The 18,241-nt window shown below is 64.6% G+C and carries 18 protein-coding genes; all 18 read right to left on the reverse strand.

Annotation, left to right across the window (positions count from 1 at the left end):
• Nucleotides 1-9 precede the first annotated feature (9 nt).
• The 18 genes from ACODRW_RS20125 to ACODRW_RS20210 all read right to left on the reverse strand — a co-directional run bounded on the left by ACODRW_RS20125 (nt 10) and on the right by ACODRW_RS20210 (nt 18,183).
• Entirely contained in the window at nt 10-1,899 is a 1,890-nt protein-coding gene (locus ACODRW_RS20125; RefSeq protein WP_488906539.1) for a polysaccharide biosynthesis protein, read from the reverse strand.
• Nucleotides 1,900-1,901: 2 nt separating this feature from the next.
• Complete coding sequence (locus tag ACODRW_RS20130) at nt 1,902-2,369, reverse strand: GNAT family N-acetyltransferase (RefSeq protein WP_488906540.1); 468 nt, start codon at nt 2,367-2,369, stop codon at nt 1,902-1,904.
• Nucleotides 2,366-3,031 (reverse strand): sugar transferase, encoded by a 666-nt coding sequence (locus ACODRW_RS20135; protein ID WP_486636464.1) that lies wholly within the window; start codon nt 3,029-3,031, stop codon nt 2,366-2,368. The genes ACODRW_RS20130 and ACODRW_RS20135 overlap by 4 nt, the downstream gene beginning before the upstream one ends.
• Nucleotides 3,028-4,191, reverse strand: a complete 1,164-nt coding sequence (locus ACODRW_RS20140; protein ID WP_227106665.1) for a DegT/DnrJ/EryC1/StrS family aminotransferase — start codon at nt 4,189-4,191, stop codon at nt 3,028-3,030. Before ACODRW_RS20140 ends, ACODRW_RS20135 begins: the two co-directional genes overlap by 4 nt.
• Before the next feature lie 198 nt (nt 4,192-4,389).
• Nucleotides 4,390-5,625, reverse strand: coding sequence for a glycosyltransferase family 4 protein (locus tag ACODRW_RS20145; protein ID WP_488906541.1), 1,236 nt, complete (start codon nt 5,623-5,625; stop codon nt 4,390-4,392).
• 3 nt (nt 5,626-5,628) lie between these two features.
• Nucleotides 5,629-6,723, reverse strand: a complete 1,095-nt coding sequence (locus ACODRW_RS20150) for a glycosyltransferase family 4 protein (protein ID WP_107797997.1) — start codon at nt 6,721-6,723, stop codon at nt 5,629-5,631.
• A 148-nt stretch (nt 6,724-6,871) separates the two neighbouring features.
• Entirely contained in the window at nt 6,872-7,954 is a 1,083-nt protein-coding gene (locus ACODRW_RS20155) for a glycosyltransferase family 4 protein (protein ID WP_488906542.1), read from the reverse strand.
• Complete coding sequence (locus tag ACODRW_RS20160) at nt 7,947-8,528, reverse strand: acyltransferase (RefSeq protein WP_107797995.1); 582 nt, start codon at nt 8,526-8,528, stop codon at nt 7,947-7,949. The genes ACODRW_RS20155 and ACODRW_RS20160 overlap by 8 nt, the downstream gene beginning before the upstream one ends.
• On the reverse strand, nt 8,525-9,793 hold the full coding sequence (locus ACODRW_RS20165) for a lipopolysaccharide biosynthesis protein (RefSeq protein WP_488906543.1): 1,269 nt from the start codon (nt 9,791-9,793) through the stop codon (nt 8,525-8,527). Before ACODRW_RS20165 ends, ACODRW_RS20160 begins: the two co-directional genes overlap by 4 nt.
• A 4-nt stretch (nt 9,794-9,797) precedes the next feature.
• A complete protein-coding gene (locus tag ACODRW_RS20170) occupies nt 9,798-10,895 on the reverse strand; it encodes a DegT/DnrJ/EryC1/StrS family aminotransferase (protein ID WP_488906544.1) in 1,098 nt (365 codons plus the stop codon).
• Between the two features lie 102 nt (nt 10,896-10,997).
• Complete coding sequence (locus ACODRW_RS20175; protein WP_235084728.1) at nt 10,998-11,573, reverse strand: acyltransferase; 576 nt, start codon at nt 11,571-11,573, stop codon at nt 10,998-11,000.
• A gap of 59 nt (nt 11,574-11,632) precedes the next feature.
• Nucleotides 11,633-12,004 carry a GxxExxY protein gene (locus tag ACODRW_RS20180; RefSeq protein ID WP_488906545.1) on the reverse strand — a complete coding sequence of 124 codons (372 nt, stop codon included), beginning with the start codon at nt 12,002-12,004 and terminating at the stop codon, nt 11,633-11,635.
• An 83-nt stretch (nt 12,005-12,087) separates the two neighbouring features.
• Complete coding sequence (locus ACODRW_RS20185; protein ID WP_107797990.1) at nt 12,088-13,152, reverse strand: Gfo/Idh/MocA family protein; 1,065 nt, start codon at nt 13,150-13,152, stop codon at nt 12,088-12,090.
• Between the two features lie 154 nt (nt 13,153-13,306).
• Nucleotides 13,307-14,611 (reverse strand): nucleotide sugar dehydrogenase, encoded by a 1,305-nt coding sequence (locus ACODRW_RS20190; RefSeq protein WP_488906560.1) that lies wholly within the window; start codon nt 14,609-14,611, stop codon nt 13,307-13,309.
• A gap of 313 nt (nt 14,612-14,924) precedes the next feature.
• Complete coding sequence (locus ACODRW_RS20195) at nt 14,925-15,668, reverse strand: polyamine aminopropyltransferase (RefSeq protein WP_233246777.1); 744 nt, start codon at nt 15,666-15,668, stop codon at nt 14,925-14,927.
• A gap of 46 nt (nt 15,669-15,714) precedes the next feature.
• Complete coding sequence (ttcA, locus tag ACODRW_RS20200; RefSeq protein WP_227106653.1) at nt 15,715-16,692, reverse strand: tRNA 2-thiocytidine(32) synthetase TtcA; 978 nt, start codon at nt 16,690-16,692, stop codon at nt 15,715-15,717.
• Between the two features lie 102 nt (nt 16,693-16,794).
• Nucleotides 16,795-17,556, reverse strand: a complete 762-nt coding sequence (locus ACODRW_RS20205) for a pteridine reductase (protein WP_227106652.1) — start codon at nt 17,554-17,556, stop codon at nt 16,795-16,797.
• A gap of 78 nt (nt 17,557-17,634) precedes the next feature.
• Nucleotides 17,635-18,183, reverse strand: a complete 549-nt coding sequence (locus tag ACODRW_RS20210) for a hypothetical protein (RefSeq protein ID WP_146176552.1) — start codon at nt 18,181-18,183, stop codon at nt 17,635-17,637.
• Between the last annotated feature and the right edge of the window lie 58 nt (nt 18,184-18,241).

Consider the following 18,241-nt stretch of genomic DNA (forward strand, 5'->3'; position numbering starts at 1 on the left):
CCGGCTTCCTCAAGAGGCTGCGTTCGCCCGCGTCACCCAGTCCTGAGTGGCGTCGGCGGCGCGGAACTCGCGCACGGCCTGTTGCAGCAAAGCAAACGCCGTCGGCGCGTCCAGCCGCCCGCAGGCCTCTTCCATGCTCGCCAACAAATCCCGCATCTCCGCGTCCGACAAGCAGTATTCCTGAGCGCGCATGATGCGTTCGTGATCGGTGGCCAGCACGTTGTCGCCGATCAGCAACTCCTCGTACAGCTTTTCCCCCGGCCGCAGGCCGGTGATGCGGATTTCGATGTCGCCGCCGGGACGGGCCGCGTCCTTCAGCTCCAGACCGGACAGATGCACCATGCGCCGCGCCAGATCGATGATGCGCACCGGCTGCCCCATGTCCAGCACGAACACGTCGCCGCCGTCGCCCATCGCGCCGGCCTGGATCACCAGTTGCGCCGCCTCCGGAATGGTCATGAAGTAGCGGGTGATGTCGGCGTGGGTCAGCGTGATCGGCCCTCCGGCCTTGATCTGGGCGCGGAACAGCGGCACCACCGAGCCGGAGCTGCCCAGCACATTGCCGAAGCGCACCATCACGAAGCGGGTGGCGCTGCCGCGCGCGTGCCGGGTCTGCAGCGTCAGTTCCGCCATGCGCTTGGTGGCGCCCATCACATTGGTGGGGCGCACCGCCTTGTCGGTGGAGATCAGCACGAAGGTGTCCACGCCGCAATCCTCGGCCGCGCGCGCGGTGGTGTCGGTGCCGAACACATTGTTGACGATGCCGGCCACCGGATTATGCTCCACCATGGGCACATGCTTGTAGGCGGCGGCGTGATAGACGGTGTCCACCTTGAAGGCCCGCATCACCTGGACCAGCCGCTGGTAGTCGGTGACCGAGCCCAGCACCGGGGTGCGCGCCGGCGCCGCGGCGGCGCGGCCCAGTTCCTGGTCTATCGCGTACAGCGCGTATTCGGACTGCTCGAACAGGATGATACGCGCCGGCTGGTTCTTGGCGATCTGGCGCACCAGTTCCGAGCCGATGGAACCGCCGGCGCCGGTGACCATCACCACCTTGCCGCGGATATTGCGCGCCAGCAGTTCGGGCTTGGGCGGCACCGGGTCGCGGCCCAGCAGGTCTTCGATCTCGACCTCTTTCAACTCCTCCACCCGCGCCTCGCCGGACACCAGGTCCGCCATGCCCGGCAGCCGCTTGATCGGCACCCGCAGCAGTTCCAGGGTTTCCAGTATCTCGCGCTGGCGGCTGCGGCTGACCGAGGGCATGGCCAAGAGAATGCATTTGGCCTCCAGGTCCTTGACCAGCTGCGGCAGATCCCGCGGCGGATGCACCGCCACGCCGCGGAAGGTGCGGCGATGCAGTTCGGGGCTGTCGTCGACGAAGGCCATCGGCCGATATTCGCGGCCGGCCTGCAGGGCCAGCATCAGTTGCACGCCGGCATGGCCGGCACCGTAGATGATCACGTGCTCGCGCGGCGCGTCCACCGCGTCGATGCGGCGCACCAGGCCGCGCAGCAGAAAGCGGCTGCCGCCGATATAGGCCATGGCGAACACCCAGAAGATGATCACCGAGGTGCGCGGCATCGCCCAGATGTGGGCCATCTGCAGCACCGCCTGCAACACCAGCACCGACAAGGTCACGCCGGAGAACACGGTCAGGATGATCTTGTCGTCCAGATATTTGAGCACCGCGCGGTACAGGCCGAGCTTGATGAAGATGGGGATGGCCCACAGCGGCGGCACGATGAAGATCCACAAATGCGGGTTGAGCTTGGGATCCCAGTATCCGCCCAGGCGCAGGAAGACCGCGCTCCACAGCGCCAGCGGCAGCAGCAGCGCGTCCATCAGCGCCAGCATCGCCATCTTGTTGTGGCGGGAGAAGGCGAGCAGTTTTTCAAACATGGTCATTCTTTCGCGTCCGACGGCCGTTGATACAGCGCGTCCGGACAACATTCCTCATTATCTTGGCCGTCGCCCAGGCTCAGCAGCGCGAAACCGTGCGCCTCGTAGAAGCGGCGCGCGCCCGCATTGGCCTGGAACACCCACAGCCGGCAGGCCGACGCCGGCGGCGTCAGCACCCGATCCAGCAAAGCCGCGCCCACCCCGACACCGCGATGCTCGGCGCCGACATAAAGCTGATCCAGCCATAACACGCCGTCTTGCAGCGATGCGGCGGCGAAGCCGGCGATATCGCCATGCCGCTCCGCCAGCCAGACATCGCCCGCCGGCAGCAGCGCATTGGCGAACCAGGCCTGCACCGCCGCATCACTATGCGCCAGCGGCGCGTAGCTCATCTCACGGCGGCAGGCCAGATAGATGTCCGTTAAAGCGACGGCATCGGCGGATCCGGCCAAGCGGATGGAAATCGTCATCGGCTGACGATCTTCATCAGCGTGGCGACGATGATGCGGATATCCTCCGCCAGGCTGTGGCTTTCGGCATAGCGCACGTAATAGGCCAGTTTTTCCGGCAACACCTGCTCGATGTAGGCGCGCTCCGGGTCCTCGGCCCGACCCAGGATTTCGTTCTCGTCTATCATCTTGATCGACGCCCAATCGGTGATGCCGGGGCGCACCGACAATACGATGTCGCGGACTTCGTCCGGGTAGTGGGCGACGTATTTGGGCACCTCCGGCCGCGGGCCGACCAAGCTCATATCGCCGAACAACACATCGATCAACTGCGGCAGTTCGTCCAGCTTGGTCTTGCGCAGCAGACGCCCGGCGCCTGTGACGCGCGCGTCCGCGCCCACGGTCAGCTGGCCGTGGCGCTCGGTGTCCACCTGCATGGTGCGGAATTTGTGGATGCGGAACAGCGTGCCGCTCCGCCCTACCCGCACCTGGCGGAAAAATACCGGCCCCGGCGAATCCAGCTTCACCCACAGCGCCACCGCGAGCAGCGGCAGCGCCAGTGCGGCCAGGCCCAGGCCCGCGGCGACGATGTCGAAGCCGCGCTTCAGCAGCCGCGAACCGTGGCGACGCGGACGGCAGCACGGCGGCAGCAAGCCGCCGCTGTCTGAACCCCGCTCGCTCATGCGCTCAGGATCTCGCGCACCGCGGCAATGACCCGGCTCTGGTCATCGTCCGTCATCCGGGTGTATAGCGGCAGGGTCACTTCGGCCTCGAAGGCGGCGTCGGTCACCGGGAACTGTTCGCGCGTCAGCTGATAGCCGTCGCGCCACACCGGCTGACGATGCAGCGGGATGAAGTGCACCGAACAACCGATGCCCTTTTCCGCCATCCGGGCGATGAAGTCGTCGCGGCTGACGCCGGCCTCGGGCTTGATGCGCACCGGATACAGATGCCAGGCGTGGTTGCTGCCCGCGTCCTTCGGCCGCGCCGGCAGGATCAGCGGCAGGTCGGCCAGCTCGCGGTCGAAACGCTGGGCCATCGCCTCGCGCAATTCCTGGAAGCGGCGGATTTTCTTCAACTGGTGGATGCCCATCGCCGCGGCGGTGTCCGGCATATTGTATTTGAAGCCCGGGGCCACCACTTCGTAGAACCAGGCCGGGGTCTTGGACACGTAGCGGTCGAAGGCGTCGCGGCTGATGCCGTGCAGACGCATCACCTTGCAACGCGCGATGATGTCCTTGTTCTTGGACACCACCATGCCGCCCTCGCCGGTGGTCATGGTCTTGTTGGCGTAGAAGCTGAACACAGTGACGTCGGAGTCCAGGGTCCCCACCAGCTTGCCCTTGTAATAAGTGGGCAACGCATGGGCGGCGTCTTCAACGACCTTCAGCCCGTGCTCGCGGGCAATGGCGATGATCTCGTCCATCTCGCAGGCGAGGCCGGCGAAATGCACCGGCATGATCGCCTTGGTCTTGGCGGTGATCGCCGCGCGGATCGCGTCCGGGCTGATGTTGAAGGTGGCCGCGTCCATATCCACGCATACCGGGTCCGCACCCAGGTAGCGCACCACTTCGGCGGTGGCGGTGAAGGTGTAGCTGGGCACGATGACTTCGTCGCCGGGGCCGATGCCTATCGCTTCCAGCGCCAGGTGCAAGCCGGCCGTGGCGGAGTTGACCGCGATCGCCTCGACGCCGTCGCCGATGAACTGCGCGAAGTCGGCCTCGAACTGCTTGGTCTTGGGACCGGTGGTGACCCAGCCGGAGCGCAGCGCGTCGACCACTTCGTTGATTTCGTCCTCGCCGATGTCCGGCAGGGCGAAGGGCAGGAATTTTGTTTCGCTCATAGTATTCTTCGCTATCAGTTAAGCGCGCGGACTCGTCCAGACTTGTCCAAGCGACCTTGCAAACCCGGTAGGATGGACAAGTTCAAGAGCTTGCCCACGCACCATGCTCATTCCCCAAACACACCATCTCTCTCGCCCCCTGCCCAGTCCAACGGCAGACGGCCTTCACACACCCCGCGATGAAAAAACGCTGATCACTCACTCGCGAGCAAGCACCGCCTGCAAAAACCGCCGCGCCAGCACTGCGTAATCATGATGCTCCAGCACATAGGCCTGACCCGCCGCGCCCATGTGCGCGCGTTCCTCGGCCGGCGTCGCCGCCATCCGCCGCGCCGCGTCGGCAATCGCAGCCGGGTCCTCGGCGCCCACGCTGATGCCGGCGCCGGCGTCCTTCACCATATCGTTGCCGGCCTCCACCGAATGGATCACCGGCTTGGCGGCCATCAGGTAGTCGAACAGTTTATTGGGGTTGATGCCAAAGCGGTAGATGGGCAGCTTGCGCCAACCTATGAACAAAGCATCCATTTCGGCGAGGAAGCCCGGCACCGCGCGTTTGGCGATGGATGGCAGGAAGATGACGTTATCCAGCCCTAGCTCGGCCGCGCGCGCCGCCAAAGCCTCCTTGTCCGGACCGTCGCCGACCAGAACGAAAGTCACCGGCGCGTCCCGCATCAGCGCCGCCGCCTCCAGCAGGTAATCCAGCGCATTGGCCAGGCCGTGCCCGCCGGCGTAGCCGATCAGGAAGCGCCCCTGCGCTTTCAGCTCCGCCAGCCGCATCCGGTGCTCGGCCGGCAGTGCCTCGGCCTCGCCGCGCCATTCGGCGACGTCGACGCCGTTGGGGATCACCGCGTACTTGGCCGGATCCATGCCGTGCGCCACCATATAGTCCTTGGCGCAGGGCAACATGGACACCACGGTGTCGGCCTTGCGGTAGCCGAAATCCTCGGCCCATTGCAGCAGGCGGATGAAGGGATGTTTGGGCGACATGCCGCCCACCTCCACCGGCGTCAGCGGCCACAGATCATGCACCTCGTACACCAGCCGCGCGCCGGTCTTGGCGGCGATCCAGGCCGCCGGCACGGTGTCCAGCGGATAAGTGGAGGAGGCGATCACCACATCCGGCTTCCACTGCTTCAGATAGCGGCCGGACAAGCCCATCACCCGGGCCAGAAAGCTGAAGATATTGAGCACGCGGCCGATGCCGTTGCCCTCGTAAGGGCGGGTCTTGCACCAGGTGTAGCGGATGCCGTCTATATCCTCATCCCGGTATTTGCCGTCCAGCTGCGGATGGGTCTGGCGCAGATGGGAGACATCGGCGGCCAGCATATTGACTTCATGACCGGCCTGCGCCCATTCCCGCGCCAGATAGTAGGGACGGAATTCCATGCCGTGCCGGGGGCTGCCGGCATAGTGGTTGATGTAAAGAATTTTCATGGTTTACAAGGTTGCGTACAGCTTGACCAGCTTGTCGGCCTCGGCCGCCCAGCTGTATTTGTTCAATACCGCCTGCTTGCCGGACTCGCCCAACGCGCGCATGCGCGGCTCGTCGGCCATCAGTTCGTTGACGGCGGCGGCGATGGCGGCCGGGTCCTGCGGGTCCACCAGCAGGCCGCAGCCGGCGTCGTCCACGATCTCGCGCCACACCGGAAAGTCCGACGCGATCACCGGCATGCCGGCGGCCATGTATTCGAACAGCTTGATCGGCAAGGCGTCGACGTAGTTCGGCGTAGGGAACAAGGTCACCAGGCCGATCTTGCTCTTGGCCAGCACCTCGGCCACGCCCTTGCGGTCCAGCACGCCCAGGTCGTTGACCCTCGCCCAACCCGGCCGCGCCGACACGCGGGCCTTCAGATCGCTCTCGCTCCACGGCCCGGCCAGGTTCAGCCGCGTCGCGGTGTCCGGCAAGGACTCGACAATGGGTTCGATGCCGCGGATGCGCGAGATGCCGCCGATATAGCACAGCTCGTTGCGGCGCTGCTCCCACGGCGTGTCGCGCACCAGTTCTTCCAGGATGGGGAAGTTGCACACGTCCAAGGCGCGCGCGCCCAGCTTCTCGAAGCGCTTGCGGATGTGCGGCGTCGAGGTCACCACCGCGTCGAAGCGGCGCGCCGCCCAGTCTTCCAGCGTCTCGAAGCCGCTGGACACCAGGGGGCGCACCGCGCCGGGTATCCAGTGCTTGGCCAGGATCTGGCGCGGCACGTCTTCGTGCACGTCGTACACCACCTTGATGCCGGCCTGTTTCAGGCGCAGCGCGGCGGGAATCAGTTCCGGGTCGTGGAAGTGGACCACGTCAGGGCGCAGCTTCAGCGCCGCCTGATACACGCGCTTGACGGTGCCGGTCATCCGCGCCAGACGGCCGCCGGTTTTGGGGCCGACATCGTGGAAACGCACGCCGCGGTTGATCTCCTCGCCCTGACCGTCGGCCACGATCAGCGTCACCTCATGCCCGGCGGCGGCCAGGCTCGCGCACTCCTTGACGAAGATGCGGATGTCGTGACGCGGATGGGCGGAAGTGAGATGGGCAATTTTCATGGGTAAACCTTGTTTACGCCACGCAAACACACAGAAGGGACTTCGGCTTTACATCGCATCCTGCCTGCGGCAAGGCCAGCATGGCCTGGAGATGGCGATGCCGTTTGGTCCCTGTCTTTCCATGTGCTTCCGCGGCTAAATTCATTCCTTAAATCAGCTCCCGGTACAACTGGGCGAAGCCGGCCATATTCGGCTGATGCAAACCCTTGTCCGCCACCAGCCGGCGGTTGAGCGCGGCGATTTCGTCCAGCCGCGCATCCTCGCCGGCCAGTTCCATCGCGCGCAGCAGTTCCTCGCCCAAACGCCCGACGTCCTCGGCGATCACGCCGTTGAGGCCGTCGATCACCCATTCGCCGTTGGCCGGCAGATTGGACAATAGCGGCAGGCAGCCATGGCCCATCGCTTCCAGCAGGCTGACGCTGGTGGCGTCCGAACGCGGCACGCTGACGAAGACCCTGGATTCGGCATACATCCGCCCCAAGGTCGCGCTGTCGACGAAGCCAGCGAAATCCACGCGGCTCAGGCCCAGCTCGGCGGCCAGGCGCTTCAGGGCCTCGGTCTCGCTGCCGCTGGCGGCCACGGTCAAGCGCCAATCGCCGAAACGCTCGCACAGCTCCACGCTCTGCCAGGCGCGCAGAATGGCGTCTATGCGATAGAGCGGCTTGTGCAGCCGGCAGGACAGCACCCTCTTGCCCTTGTCCGCGCTGGCCGCCGCCTCCGGCATGGCGTCCATGCCGTAATTGAGCAGGCGGATGCGGCAGCCCTCGCCGGCCAGCTCGCGGATTTTCGCCGCCATGTGCAGCGAATCCGAGGTGATCGCGTCGGCGGCGGCCAGATTGGCGCGCACCATCGCCCGCATCAGCCGGCTGCGCTCCGGCAGCAAGAGCACGTCGGAGCCCCAGGCGGTCAGCACCATGGGCAAGTCCAGGCTGACCGCGGCGCGGCTGCCGTGCCAGGCCACGCTATTGGCCTGATGGATGTGCAGCAGCTGCGGCCGCGTTTCGCGCAGCCAGGCGCGCAGACGCGACACCGTGCCCAGCGCCGCCAGACGGAAATCCACGCGCAGGCTGCCGGCCAGCAAGGGGGCCACGTCGGCCGGAACCTCGCCGTTGCAGGCCAGGTAGAGCTGGTCCACATGCGGCGCGATGCCGCGCAGGAAACGCCAGGTGTGCACCGAGGCGGAAGCCAGCACCGCGACGCTGGCGATCTTGTCCCTCACCGGCTCAGTCATGCGCCCAGGCCTCGTACAAGGCCAGCAGCTCGGGATGTTCGTCCAGCCACTTGGCGTCCATCTCCCGGGTATCGCCCACCACCCGCGCCGGATTGCCGGACAGGATGGCGAAATCGGGATACACGCCGGCCGGCACATAGCTGTAAGCCGACACCATGCTGCCCTTGCCCAGTTCCACGCCCGGCATCAGCACCGAGTGCGGGCCGACGAAGCTGTACGGGCCCAGCTTGGTGGGCTTTTTCAGATAGCCGACGTGATTGTTGCTCTCCAGGTAGCGGTCGCCGTACAGGCGAATGGCCACATGACTGGAGTGGGTCAGCAGCGACACGTAGTTGGTGATCTGACAACCTTCGCCGATGTAAAGCCCGCCGGAGGCGTCGATCAGATTGAAATGGCCGATGTAGACGTTGTCGTCCACCATCAGCTTGCCGACATGTTCGATTCGGGTCATGTTGGACACCCGGGTGCGTTTGAGGAACACCCCGTCGCCGCGGGTGAATCCATACACCATTCTGGGCTGCACCCACGCCGACAGGCGGAAACGGATGCGGCTGAATAGAGCGTGCCAATTCATCGGGCTGCCTTGTAAAGCCATGCAAAATAAGCCAGGAAATAAGCGGCCATCACCACCGACACCAGTTGGAAGGTGGGCACCGCGTCTTTCCACAGCGAAAAACCCGCCCACATCGTGCCCAGGAACAACAGGGCCTGCAGCAAGGACCACAGGAAGGCCTGACGCTGGCGGTTGATCACCGGCGGCACCATGCCCAACGGCGAGGCGACGAAGTGGAACAGGATGTAGAGCGACATCGCCTCCGCGTAGCGGCCGGCGGTGGCCCAGTTCTGGCCGAATACCAGCGAGAATAGGGGTTCCCCGGCCAGTTGTATCACCAGGAAGGGCAGCAAGGCCATGCCGCTCAAAGTCAGCATCATCTTGCGCAAAATCGGGCGCAGCGGCTGCCCTTGATTACGGGCGTCGGCCAGCTCGCGGTAGGCCACTTGCGCCACGGCCTGGCCGATCAGGGCCGCCGGCAGCTTCAGCACCCGCATCATCAGGCCGTAAAAGCCCACCGAGGCGGTGCCGGCCAGCATGGTCAGCGCCACCAGCGTCGCCGAATCCAGCAAGGCGGTGCTCAAGGCGTGCGGCGCGTTGATCTTGGGAAACTCGATATAGGCGCGCGCCACCTCGCGCATGCCGGCGCGGCTGAGTTCGTGACGCCAGGCGAAGCGGCCCTTGAGGTCCTGCCAGGTTTGCGCCAGCAAAGAGCCGAACTGGCCGGCCAGCTGGCCCAGGATCAGGCCGGCGGCGCCCGCCCCCGCCCAACCCAAGCCGACCTGGGTGGCCGCCATGCTCAGCGACTGCAGCATGCGGCCGTTGGCGTTGGCCTGGTAGCGGCGGTGGCGGTTGTTCCAGTTGGTCCAGGCTTGCATCAAGCCCGCCAGCGCGACGGACAGCGGCAGCAGCAGCAGCCAGGGCTCCAGCTCCGGCGCGCCCAGATGGCGGGCGATATGGGCATGGCCGTCGAAGGCCACCGCCACGCCCACCAACAAGGACAAGGCCAGCGCGCAGGCGATGGACAGGCCCATCAGATTGCCGGCCCGCCTCTCCTCGGCCGGCAGCACGATGGCCATCTCGTAACGGGCGGTGGCCAGCACCGCCAGCGTGGACAGCCAGGATACGTAGACCGCCTGCACCCCCACCTCGTGCGGGTTGTACAGGCGGGTGATCAGGGGCGACACCAACAGCGGAATCACCTGCGCCACCGCCGCCCCGGTGATCAGGGTGACGATGTGGCGGATGAAGCCGCTCTTGGGCAGGCGGGACAGCAACAGGCCCATGCGCTCAGGCCAGAGCCTGCTTGACCGCGGCGACAATGGCGTCTTGCGTCGCCTCGTCCAGGAAGGGGTGCATGGGCAGGCTCATCACGCGGCGGCCGGCGGCCTCGGACAGCGGGAAACTGCCCTCGGGCAGGTTCAGATGCGCGAAGGCCGGCTGCAGATGCAGCGGAATCGGGTAATGCACCGCGGTGGGCACGCCCAGTTCTTTCAGCTTGGCCTGCACCGCCTCGCGATCGTCCACCTCGATGGTGTACTGCGCGTAGACATGGCTGTTGCCCTCGGCGATCACCGGCACCCGCGCCACCTCGCGCAGCAGCGCGCTGTAGCGCGCGCCGATGCGTTCGCGCGCCGCCACTTCGTCGGCGAAGCTCGGCAGCTTGGCCAGCAACACCGCCGCCTGTATCGTGTCCAGCCGGCCGTTGAGGCCGATGACGGGATGGTGATAGCGGCGATCCTGGCCGTGCACGCGGATCTCGCGCATTTTCTTGGCCAGCGCGTCGTCGTTGGTGAAGCAGGCGCCGCCGTCGCCGTAGCAACCCAGGGGCTTGCTCGGGAAGAAGCTGGTGCAGCCTATGGTGGACAGATTGCCGGACTTCTTGCCGCGCTGGCCGGCGCCGAAGCTCTGCGCGCCGTCCTCGATCACCGCGATGCCGTGCTTGGCGGCGATGGCGTTGATGGCGTCGAAATCGGCGCACTGGCCGTACAGGCTCACCGGCATGATGGCGCGGGTGCGCGGCGTGATCGCCGCTTCCAGCAGCGCCGGATCCAGGTTGTAGCTGATCGGGTCGATGTCGACGAACACCGGCTTGGCCCCCAGCAGCGCGATCATCTCGCCGGTGGCGATGAAGGTGAACGGGGTGGTGATCACCTCGTCGCCGGGGCCGATGTCCAAGGCCATCATCGCGATCAGCAGCGCCTTGGTTCCGTCGCAAACGCCGATGGCGTGCTTGGCGCCGGTGTATTCCGCCAGCCCCTGCTCCGCCTCCTTCACTTCCGGCCCCATGATGTACTGGCCATGGTCCAGCACCGCGTGGATGCGGGCGTCGATATCGGCTTTCAGATGCTGGTATTGCGCTTTCAGATCAATGAACTGGATGGACATAAGAGGATCAACCCCAAATCAATTTTTGAAAGATATCGCCCACATAGCGACACGCGGAACGACGGAGAAGCGCCCTGAAGCCAGGCCGCATCAGGGGGCTTGTCAGTCGTTCTTGAGCGGCGAGCAGTGATTGCCGCCCACCTCGTAATGCTTGGCGCAGGCCGGGCAGCTATGGGTGCCGATATCGTTGGCCAGCCGTTCGCCGCAGGAACACATCCAGCCAATGCGCTTGGCCGGCGTGCCCACCATCAGCGCGTAGGCCGGCACATCGCGGGTCACCACGGCGCCGGCGCCGATAAACGCGTACTCGCCTATGGTGTGGCCGCACACCACGGTGGCGTTGGCCCCGATGGACGCGCCTTTTTTCACCAGGGTGCGGCGGTATTCATGCTTGCGCGCAACGTGGCTGCGCGGATTGTTGACATTGGTGAACACCATGGACGGGCCGCAGAACACGTCGTCCTCCAGCGTCACCGCGTCGTAGATGGACACATTGTTCTGCACCTTGACGTTGTCGCCGATCAGCACGTCGTTGCCGACGAACACGTTCTGGCCGAAGGAACAGCCGGCGCCGATCTGCGCGCCGCCGCAAATATGAACCCAGTGCCAGACGCGGGTGTTCTCGCCGATCTGCGCGCCGTCGTCGACGATGGCGCTGGGGTGGATGATAGGATGCATCTTAATTAAAACCTTTAGTTTAGCCACGGAACCACACGGAAAGACACGGAATAGGTCAACTACAAGACAAAGCGTCTGACCTCGGCCTTGGGGTGCCAAAAATTAATCAACAGGCCCAGTCTCAAACCGCTAGCCCTCATATAGTTCAACAATTGAGCCTCATGAATGGCGGCCAGCTTTTCCTGCGCTTTCAACTCCAATACAACGCGCTCTTCAACCAGTAAATCAACACAGTACTCTCCGGCCATCTGCCCCTTATAACGCACCAATAGCGGGACCTGCGACCGGGCAGCCAAACCCGCGCTATTCAACTCCTGCAACAAAGCATTCTCATACACTTTTTCCAGGTAGCCGTGGCCCAGCTGGCGGAAAACCTCAAAAACACAGCCCTGGATACGATACGTCAGATCCTCATCGATTAGAGGCGACATTGCGCGCGTCCCTTCCGTGTTTTTAGCTATGCAGAAGCTGCGTTTTCCGTGTTTTTCCGTGTGCTTCCGTGGCTAAAAATAACTCAATAATCCAGCGGCAGGCTGACGCGGCGGCCATCGCGGGCGGACAGATACATCGCGATCAACAACTCCAGCGACTTCAGTCCTTCGCGGCCGTCGGTCTCCGGCTCGGCTTCGCCGCGCATGGTCTTGATCACATTGTCGTAGTACAGCGGATGACCGAAGCCGTAAACGCTGGTGGTGGCGTAGCTGGCCTGCTTGATGTCCTCGTCCATCGCGTGCGGCTCGGAAAACTCCCAGTGCTGGATTTCGTTGACGGCCATGCCGCCGACGCGCACCGAGCCCTTCTCGCCCAAGATGGTGATGCTGCCTTCCAGGTTCTTCGGATAAGTCAGCATGGTCACGTTCATGCTGCCCAGCGCGCCGCTGCGCCATTTGACGCTGACGGTGCCGGTGTCCTCCACCTCGATATTGCGCGCCAGCGTCGCGGTGTAGGCCTGCACGCTTTCCACCGGACCGATCAGCCAGTCCAGCAGATCCACGTAATGGCTGGCCTGGTTCATGAAGGCGCCGCCGTCGAACTCCCAGGTGCCGCGCCAGCCGGCCGCGTCGTAATACTCCTGCGGACGGGTCCAGAACACATTGACGTTGACCATGTAGACGCGGCCAAAGCGCTTCTCCTGCATCGCCCGCTTCAAGAGCTGCAAGGTGGCGTTGCGGCGGTTTTGCTTGACCACGAACAGATGCTTGTTGGCGCGGTCGGCGGCCTTGACCATTTCCAGGCCGTCTTCCCAGCGGGTGGCCATCGGCTTTTCCGTCATCACGTGGAAACCGGCTTCCGAGCAGGCGATGCTCTGGCTGGGGTGCAGGCCGGACGGAGAAGTCAGGATCACGATGTCGGCGTCGGACTTGGCCAGCATGTCGGCCAGATTGGCGTGGCCGCGCGCGCCGGTGCGCTCCACCGCCGCCTTCAAGGCGGCCGGGTCGATGTCGCAGACATCCACCAGCTCGGCGCGGTCGGCGTGCTTTTCCAGCGCGCCGAAGTGGTTCTGGGCGATGCGGCCGCAGCCCACCAGCGCAAAGCGGATCTTGCGGTCGGTAATCGGGGGAAGGTGCAGAGTGTGCATGAGTTTAAACCCTAAATTCAGTGAGCCACGGAAGCACACGGAACAACACGGAAACCCCCAAATACCCAAGATACGAGAGTGCCCTCAAGTCACCGTGATTTGCAGGTTCCGGCTTTGTCCGTGTTTTTCCGTGTGCTTCCGTGGCTAAAAACAATCAGGCCTTGACGATATTGTCCGCCGACTCCAGATACTTGCCCCGGCTATCCACCACCAGCTGCGCGTGCGCCTTGATCTGCGCGTAGTCGAACTTGTCGTGATCGGTGGCCAGCAGCACGCAGTCGTAGCCGGCGATGGCTTCATTGCTCAGCGCCACGCTGGACAGCTCGAAACGGTGCTCGCGCATCTTGGGGAACACCGGCACGTGCGGATCGCTGTAAGCCACTTCCGCGCCCAGATCGCGCAGCTTTTCCATCAGGAACACCGACGGGCTTTCGCGCATATCGTCGACGTTCTTCTTATAGGCGATGCCCAACACCAGCACGCGGCTGCCGTTGATCGCCTTCTTGCGCAGGTTCAGCGCGGCGGCCACTTTGGACACCACGTAGTCCGGCATATTGCTGTTCACTTCGCCGGCCAGTTCGATGAAGCGGGTATTGACCCCGTATTCGCGCGCCTTCCAGGTCAGGTAGAACGGGTCGATCGGAATGCAATGGCCGCCCAGGCCCGGGCCCGGATAATAGGGCACGAAGCCGAAAGGCTTGGTGGCGGCGGCGCGGATCACTTCGTGGATGTCGATGCCCATCTTGTCGGCGACGATCTTCATCTCATTGACCAGGCCGATGTTCACCGCGCGGTGGATGTTCTCCAGCAGCTTGGTCATTTCCGCGGCGCGGGTGGACGACACCGGCACCACCTTGTCGATCACCGCGCTGTACAACGCCACGCCGATTTCCTGGCAGGCCGGGGTTACGCCGCCACATACCTTGGGAATGGTGCGGGTAGTGAAGTTGGGGTTGCCCGGATCTTCGCGCTCCGGCGAGAACACCAGGAAGGCGTTGTCGCCCGCCTTCAGGCCGCGCGACTCCATGCGCGGCAGCAGTTCTTCATCGGTGGTGCCCGGATAGGTGGTGGACTCCAGCGACACCAGCTGACCTTCGCGCAGATAGGGCACCAGGCTGTCCATGGTGTCCAGCACGAAGGACAGGTCCGGTTCGCGGTATTTGTTCAACGGCGTCGGCACGCACAGGATCAGGGTATCAGCTTCCGGCACGCGGCTGAAGTCGGTGGTGGCCTCGAAACCGCGGCTCAACGCGGTGGCGATGCTGTCGGCGGAGATGTGCTCGATATAGCTTTGACCGGCCATCAAGGCATCCACCTTGGACTGGTCGATGTCGAAGCCCAGCACTTTGTAGCCGACTTCGGCGAAACGCAGCATCAGCGGCAGGCCGACATAGCCCAGGCCCACGATGCCGATGACGGCGGATTTGTCTGCAATCCGATTGAGCAGTTGCTGCTTGATCACGGTGTAAGTCCCAACAGTATGTAAATACGATAGCGGCGGACCGGACATTCAGGACGAGCGGCGCGGAAGCGAAATCGCCCGCGCCGCGCCTGTCCTAAACTGTCCGGTCCACCGCCATAAAGTTCATTCAACGGCAAGCCAGCTTGCCGTTTTCCGTTTCTGTCCGTACTGATCTGCCTCAGAGCTCTCTGCATCCGAACTCGTTTCGCGCAGCGCGCCATCCGTCCCAAGCCGGCGTGGCCGTAATGCCGGCATTATACGCCTCTTCCCGCGCGTCATTGGGTAAGCAAATGTACGCCGACGCCCCGCTTCAGACCAGTAAATGCCCCGCCGTGTGCTGATTGGTCATTTTCAAACGGCTGACGAAATCGACGAACTCCAGACCGAAGCGCCCCTCCAGTTCGTCGGCCCGTTTTTTCAAGGCCTCCCACTGCGTCAGCGTCGGGCTCTGGCGGAAAGCCATCACCGCCACATTGCCGTGGCTGGCCGCCGGCAGTTCCAGCACCCGGCCCTCGAACACGTTCAACAGGCGCTCGATGAAGGACTGATAACGCTTGTCCCCGCTCCACCAATTGGTGACGAACACGCCCTTGGGGCTGAGCGCGCGCTTGCAGTCCTCGAAGAAGTCCTCGGTGGTCAGCGCGTCGACGATCTGCAGGCCGTCGAAGCCGTCCACCAGGATGGCGTCGGTGGAGCCGCGGAAGATCTTCACGTAATCGGCGCCGTCGGCCTCGACGATCTCGAAGAAATCGCCCTCCTCCGGCAGCTGGAAAAAGGCGCGCGCCACCGCGATCACCTGCGGATTGATGTCCACCGCCACGCTGACCGCGTCCGGCAGGTATTCATCGATGAAGCGGGCGAAGGAGCCGCCGCCCAGGCCGATCTGCAAAATATGCTGCGGCGCGTCGTTCCACAGTAGAAAACCCATCATCGCCCGGCTGTAACTGAGCACCAGGTCAGCCGGGTCGTCCAGATCCATGGAACTCTGTATCGTTTCCGAGCCCAGGTGCAAAGAACGGATATTGTCCGCCTCCGAGATCTCCACCTCCGGCATTTCCTCCACCGCGGGGCGCACGCGGCGGCGGAACGGATGCAAGGCCCTACGCGCCACAGCCCGAGTCCTCTCCCGCCGGTTTGCGCGAATCCAGAATGCTGATGGTGCGTTTCTTCGGCGCCGCATCGGCCTCGTCGTCCTGCGGCGGCGGCGGGTCGCGGAATTCTTCCTTGTCGAAAGCGGTGTCGCCGTCCTCGAACGGCGCGTCGCCGGTCTTCAGGCCGGCGAAGTCGAACAGGCCGGTGTCGGCCAGATGGGACGGCACCACGTTCTGCAGCGCGCGGAACATGCTCTCCAAACGGCCGGGGAAGCGGCGGTCCCAGTCATTGACCATGTCCTTGACCACCTGGCGCTGCAAATTGGGTTGCGAGCCGCACAGATTGCAAGGAATGATGGGGAATTCGCGCAGCGCGGCGTAGCGCTCGATATCCTTTTCGCGGCAGTAAGCCAGCGGGCGTATCACCATGTGGCGGCCGTCGTCGGACACCAGCTTGGGCGGCATGGACTTCAGCTTGCCGCCGTAGAACATATTCAGGAACAGGGTGTGCAGAATGTCGTCGCGGTGGTGGCCCAGCGCGATCTTGGTCGCGCCCAGTTCGTCGGCCACGCGGTAGAGAATGCCGCGGCGCAGCCGCGAACACAGGCTGCAAGTGGTCTTGCCTTCCGGCACCAGGCGCTTGACGATGGAATAGGTGTCTTCTTCGACGATGCGGTATTCGACGCCGATGGAATCCAGGTATTCCGGCAGCACGTGCTCGGGGAAGCCCGGCTGTTTCTGGTCCAGATTGACCGCCACGATGGAGAAGTCGATAGGCGCGGACTTCTGCAAGCCGCGCAGAATGTCCAGCAAGGTGTAGCTGTCCTTGCCGCCGGACAGGCAGACCATCACGCGGTCGCCCTCTTCTATCATATTGAAGTCATTGATGGCGTCACCCACATGGTGGCGCAGGCGCTTGGCCAGTTTATTGCCTTCAAACACGGCCTTTTTGGCCTTGTCGTCGAGGACGCTGCTTGCTTCGGACATGGAGTACGGCTAAGAAATTGAAAAACAGGCGATTTTACTTTTTTTCCGCGGCGAAATCCACGACGGCGAACAAGGCGCACGCGCGGCCCGCCCGCGCAGCGGCTACAACACCACGCTGCGGCCGCCGTCCACCGCCAGAATCTGACCGGTGACGTAGCCGGCGTCCAGCAGCAGAAAGGCCACCGCCCGGGCGATGTCTTCCGGCACTCCGGTGCGGCGCAAGGGAATGCTGGCCTCTATCGCCGCGCGCTCCGCCGCGTCGAAGGACGCGTCGTCCTCCGGCCACAGATTCACTCCGGGCGAGACCCCGTTGACCCGCACCGCCGGCGCCAGCTCTATCGCCAGGCTGCGGATCAGCTGCGCGTGGCCGGCCTTGGCCAGGTTGTACACCACATGGCGGGCCATCGGCCGCTCCACGTGGATGTCGGCGATGCCGACAATGGCGCCGCGACGCTTGGCCAGCTCAGGCGCCAGCGCCTGGGACAGGAATAGCGGCGCCTTCAGATTGCTGCCCATCAGATCGTGCCAGGCCGCCTCGTCGATCCGGCCCACCTCGGTGGGGAAGAAGCTGGACGCGTTGTTGACCAGGCCGTCCAGCCGGCCGAACGCCGCCACCGCCCGCGCCGCCAGCGCCGGCAACGCCGCCGTGTCCAGCAAATCGCCCTGCAGCAAGCGCGCGGAATCCGGCCGCGCCGCGTTCAGTTCCGCCGCCAAGGCCTCCGCCTCGCCGCGCGAACCGCGATAGTGCAACACCACCCGCAGGCCGCGCGCGTGCAAATGCCGGGCGATGCCCGCGCCCACGCGCCGCGCCGCGCCGCTGATCAGCGCCACCCGCTGCTCTCCTGTCGTCCCCTGATCCGCCATTTCTGCTCCTCTGAATCTTCGCCCGCCGCCGCAGGCTCCCACACGCGCCTTACGCCGCGATGACGCCGGACGCGCGCTCTATTTCTTGCCCATGCACGGCTGGGCCGCCGCCAAGGCCGCCTGGCTGGACGGCGGCAAGACGAAACGCGCCACCAGCTTGCCGTGCTTGCGGCTGGCGCCGTCTATCGTCACCAGCAGTTCCTTGTGCGCGGCGGACTGCCAGGCGAAGAACTCGCCCCGCGACGGCCACTCGAACACAAAGCGGCCGCTCGCCTCGTACCAGCCGGCGAAATGACTGTCCACGCCGCGGCGCAAACCGGCCAGGTTCAGCTTGAGCTTGCGCCGCTCACCCAGGCCGCCCGGCCCCTCGTACGGACGCACGTCCCAGCCGCCTAACTGATCCGACACGTGCAAGGACAGCCGCAAGGGCGGGCTGTCCGCGCGGCAAGCCACGTCCAAACGCGCCGGAAAGCGGCTGCGTCCCACCGTCGCCTCGCCGTCCAGGCTGGCCACTTGCAAAGGATTGTCCGGATACGGCTTCGACACCGCCCACTGCGGCGCCGCCAGCGCCGGCCCCAGCAACAGGCCGCCCGCGCAGCCGGCCATCCAACGGTAAAATCCGCTCACCCTCTTCTCCTGTCCCTCAGTTTCCACCACAATCGCGGCACATTGTAGCAGGATGACC

The sequence above is a fragment of the Chromobacterium sp. FG89 genome (assembly GCF_057808735.1).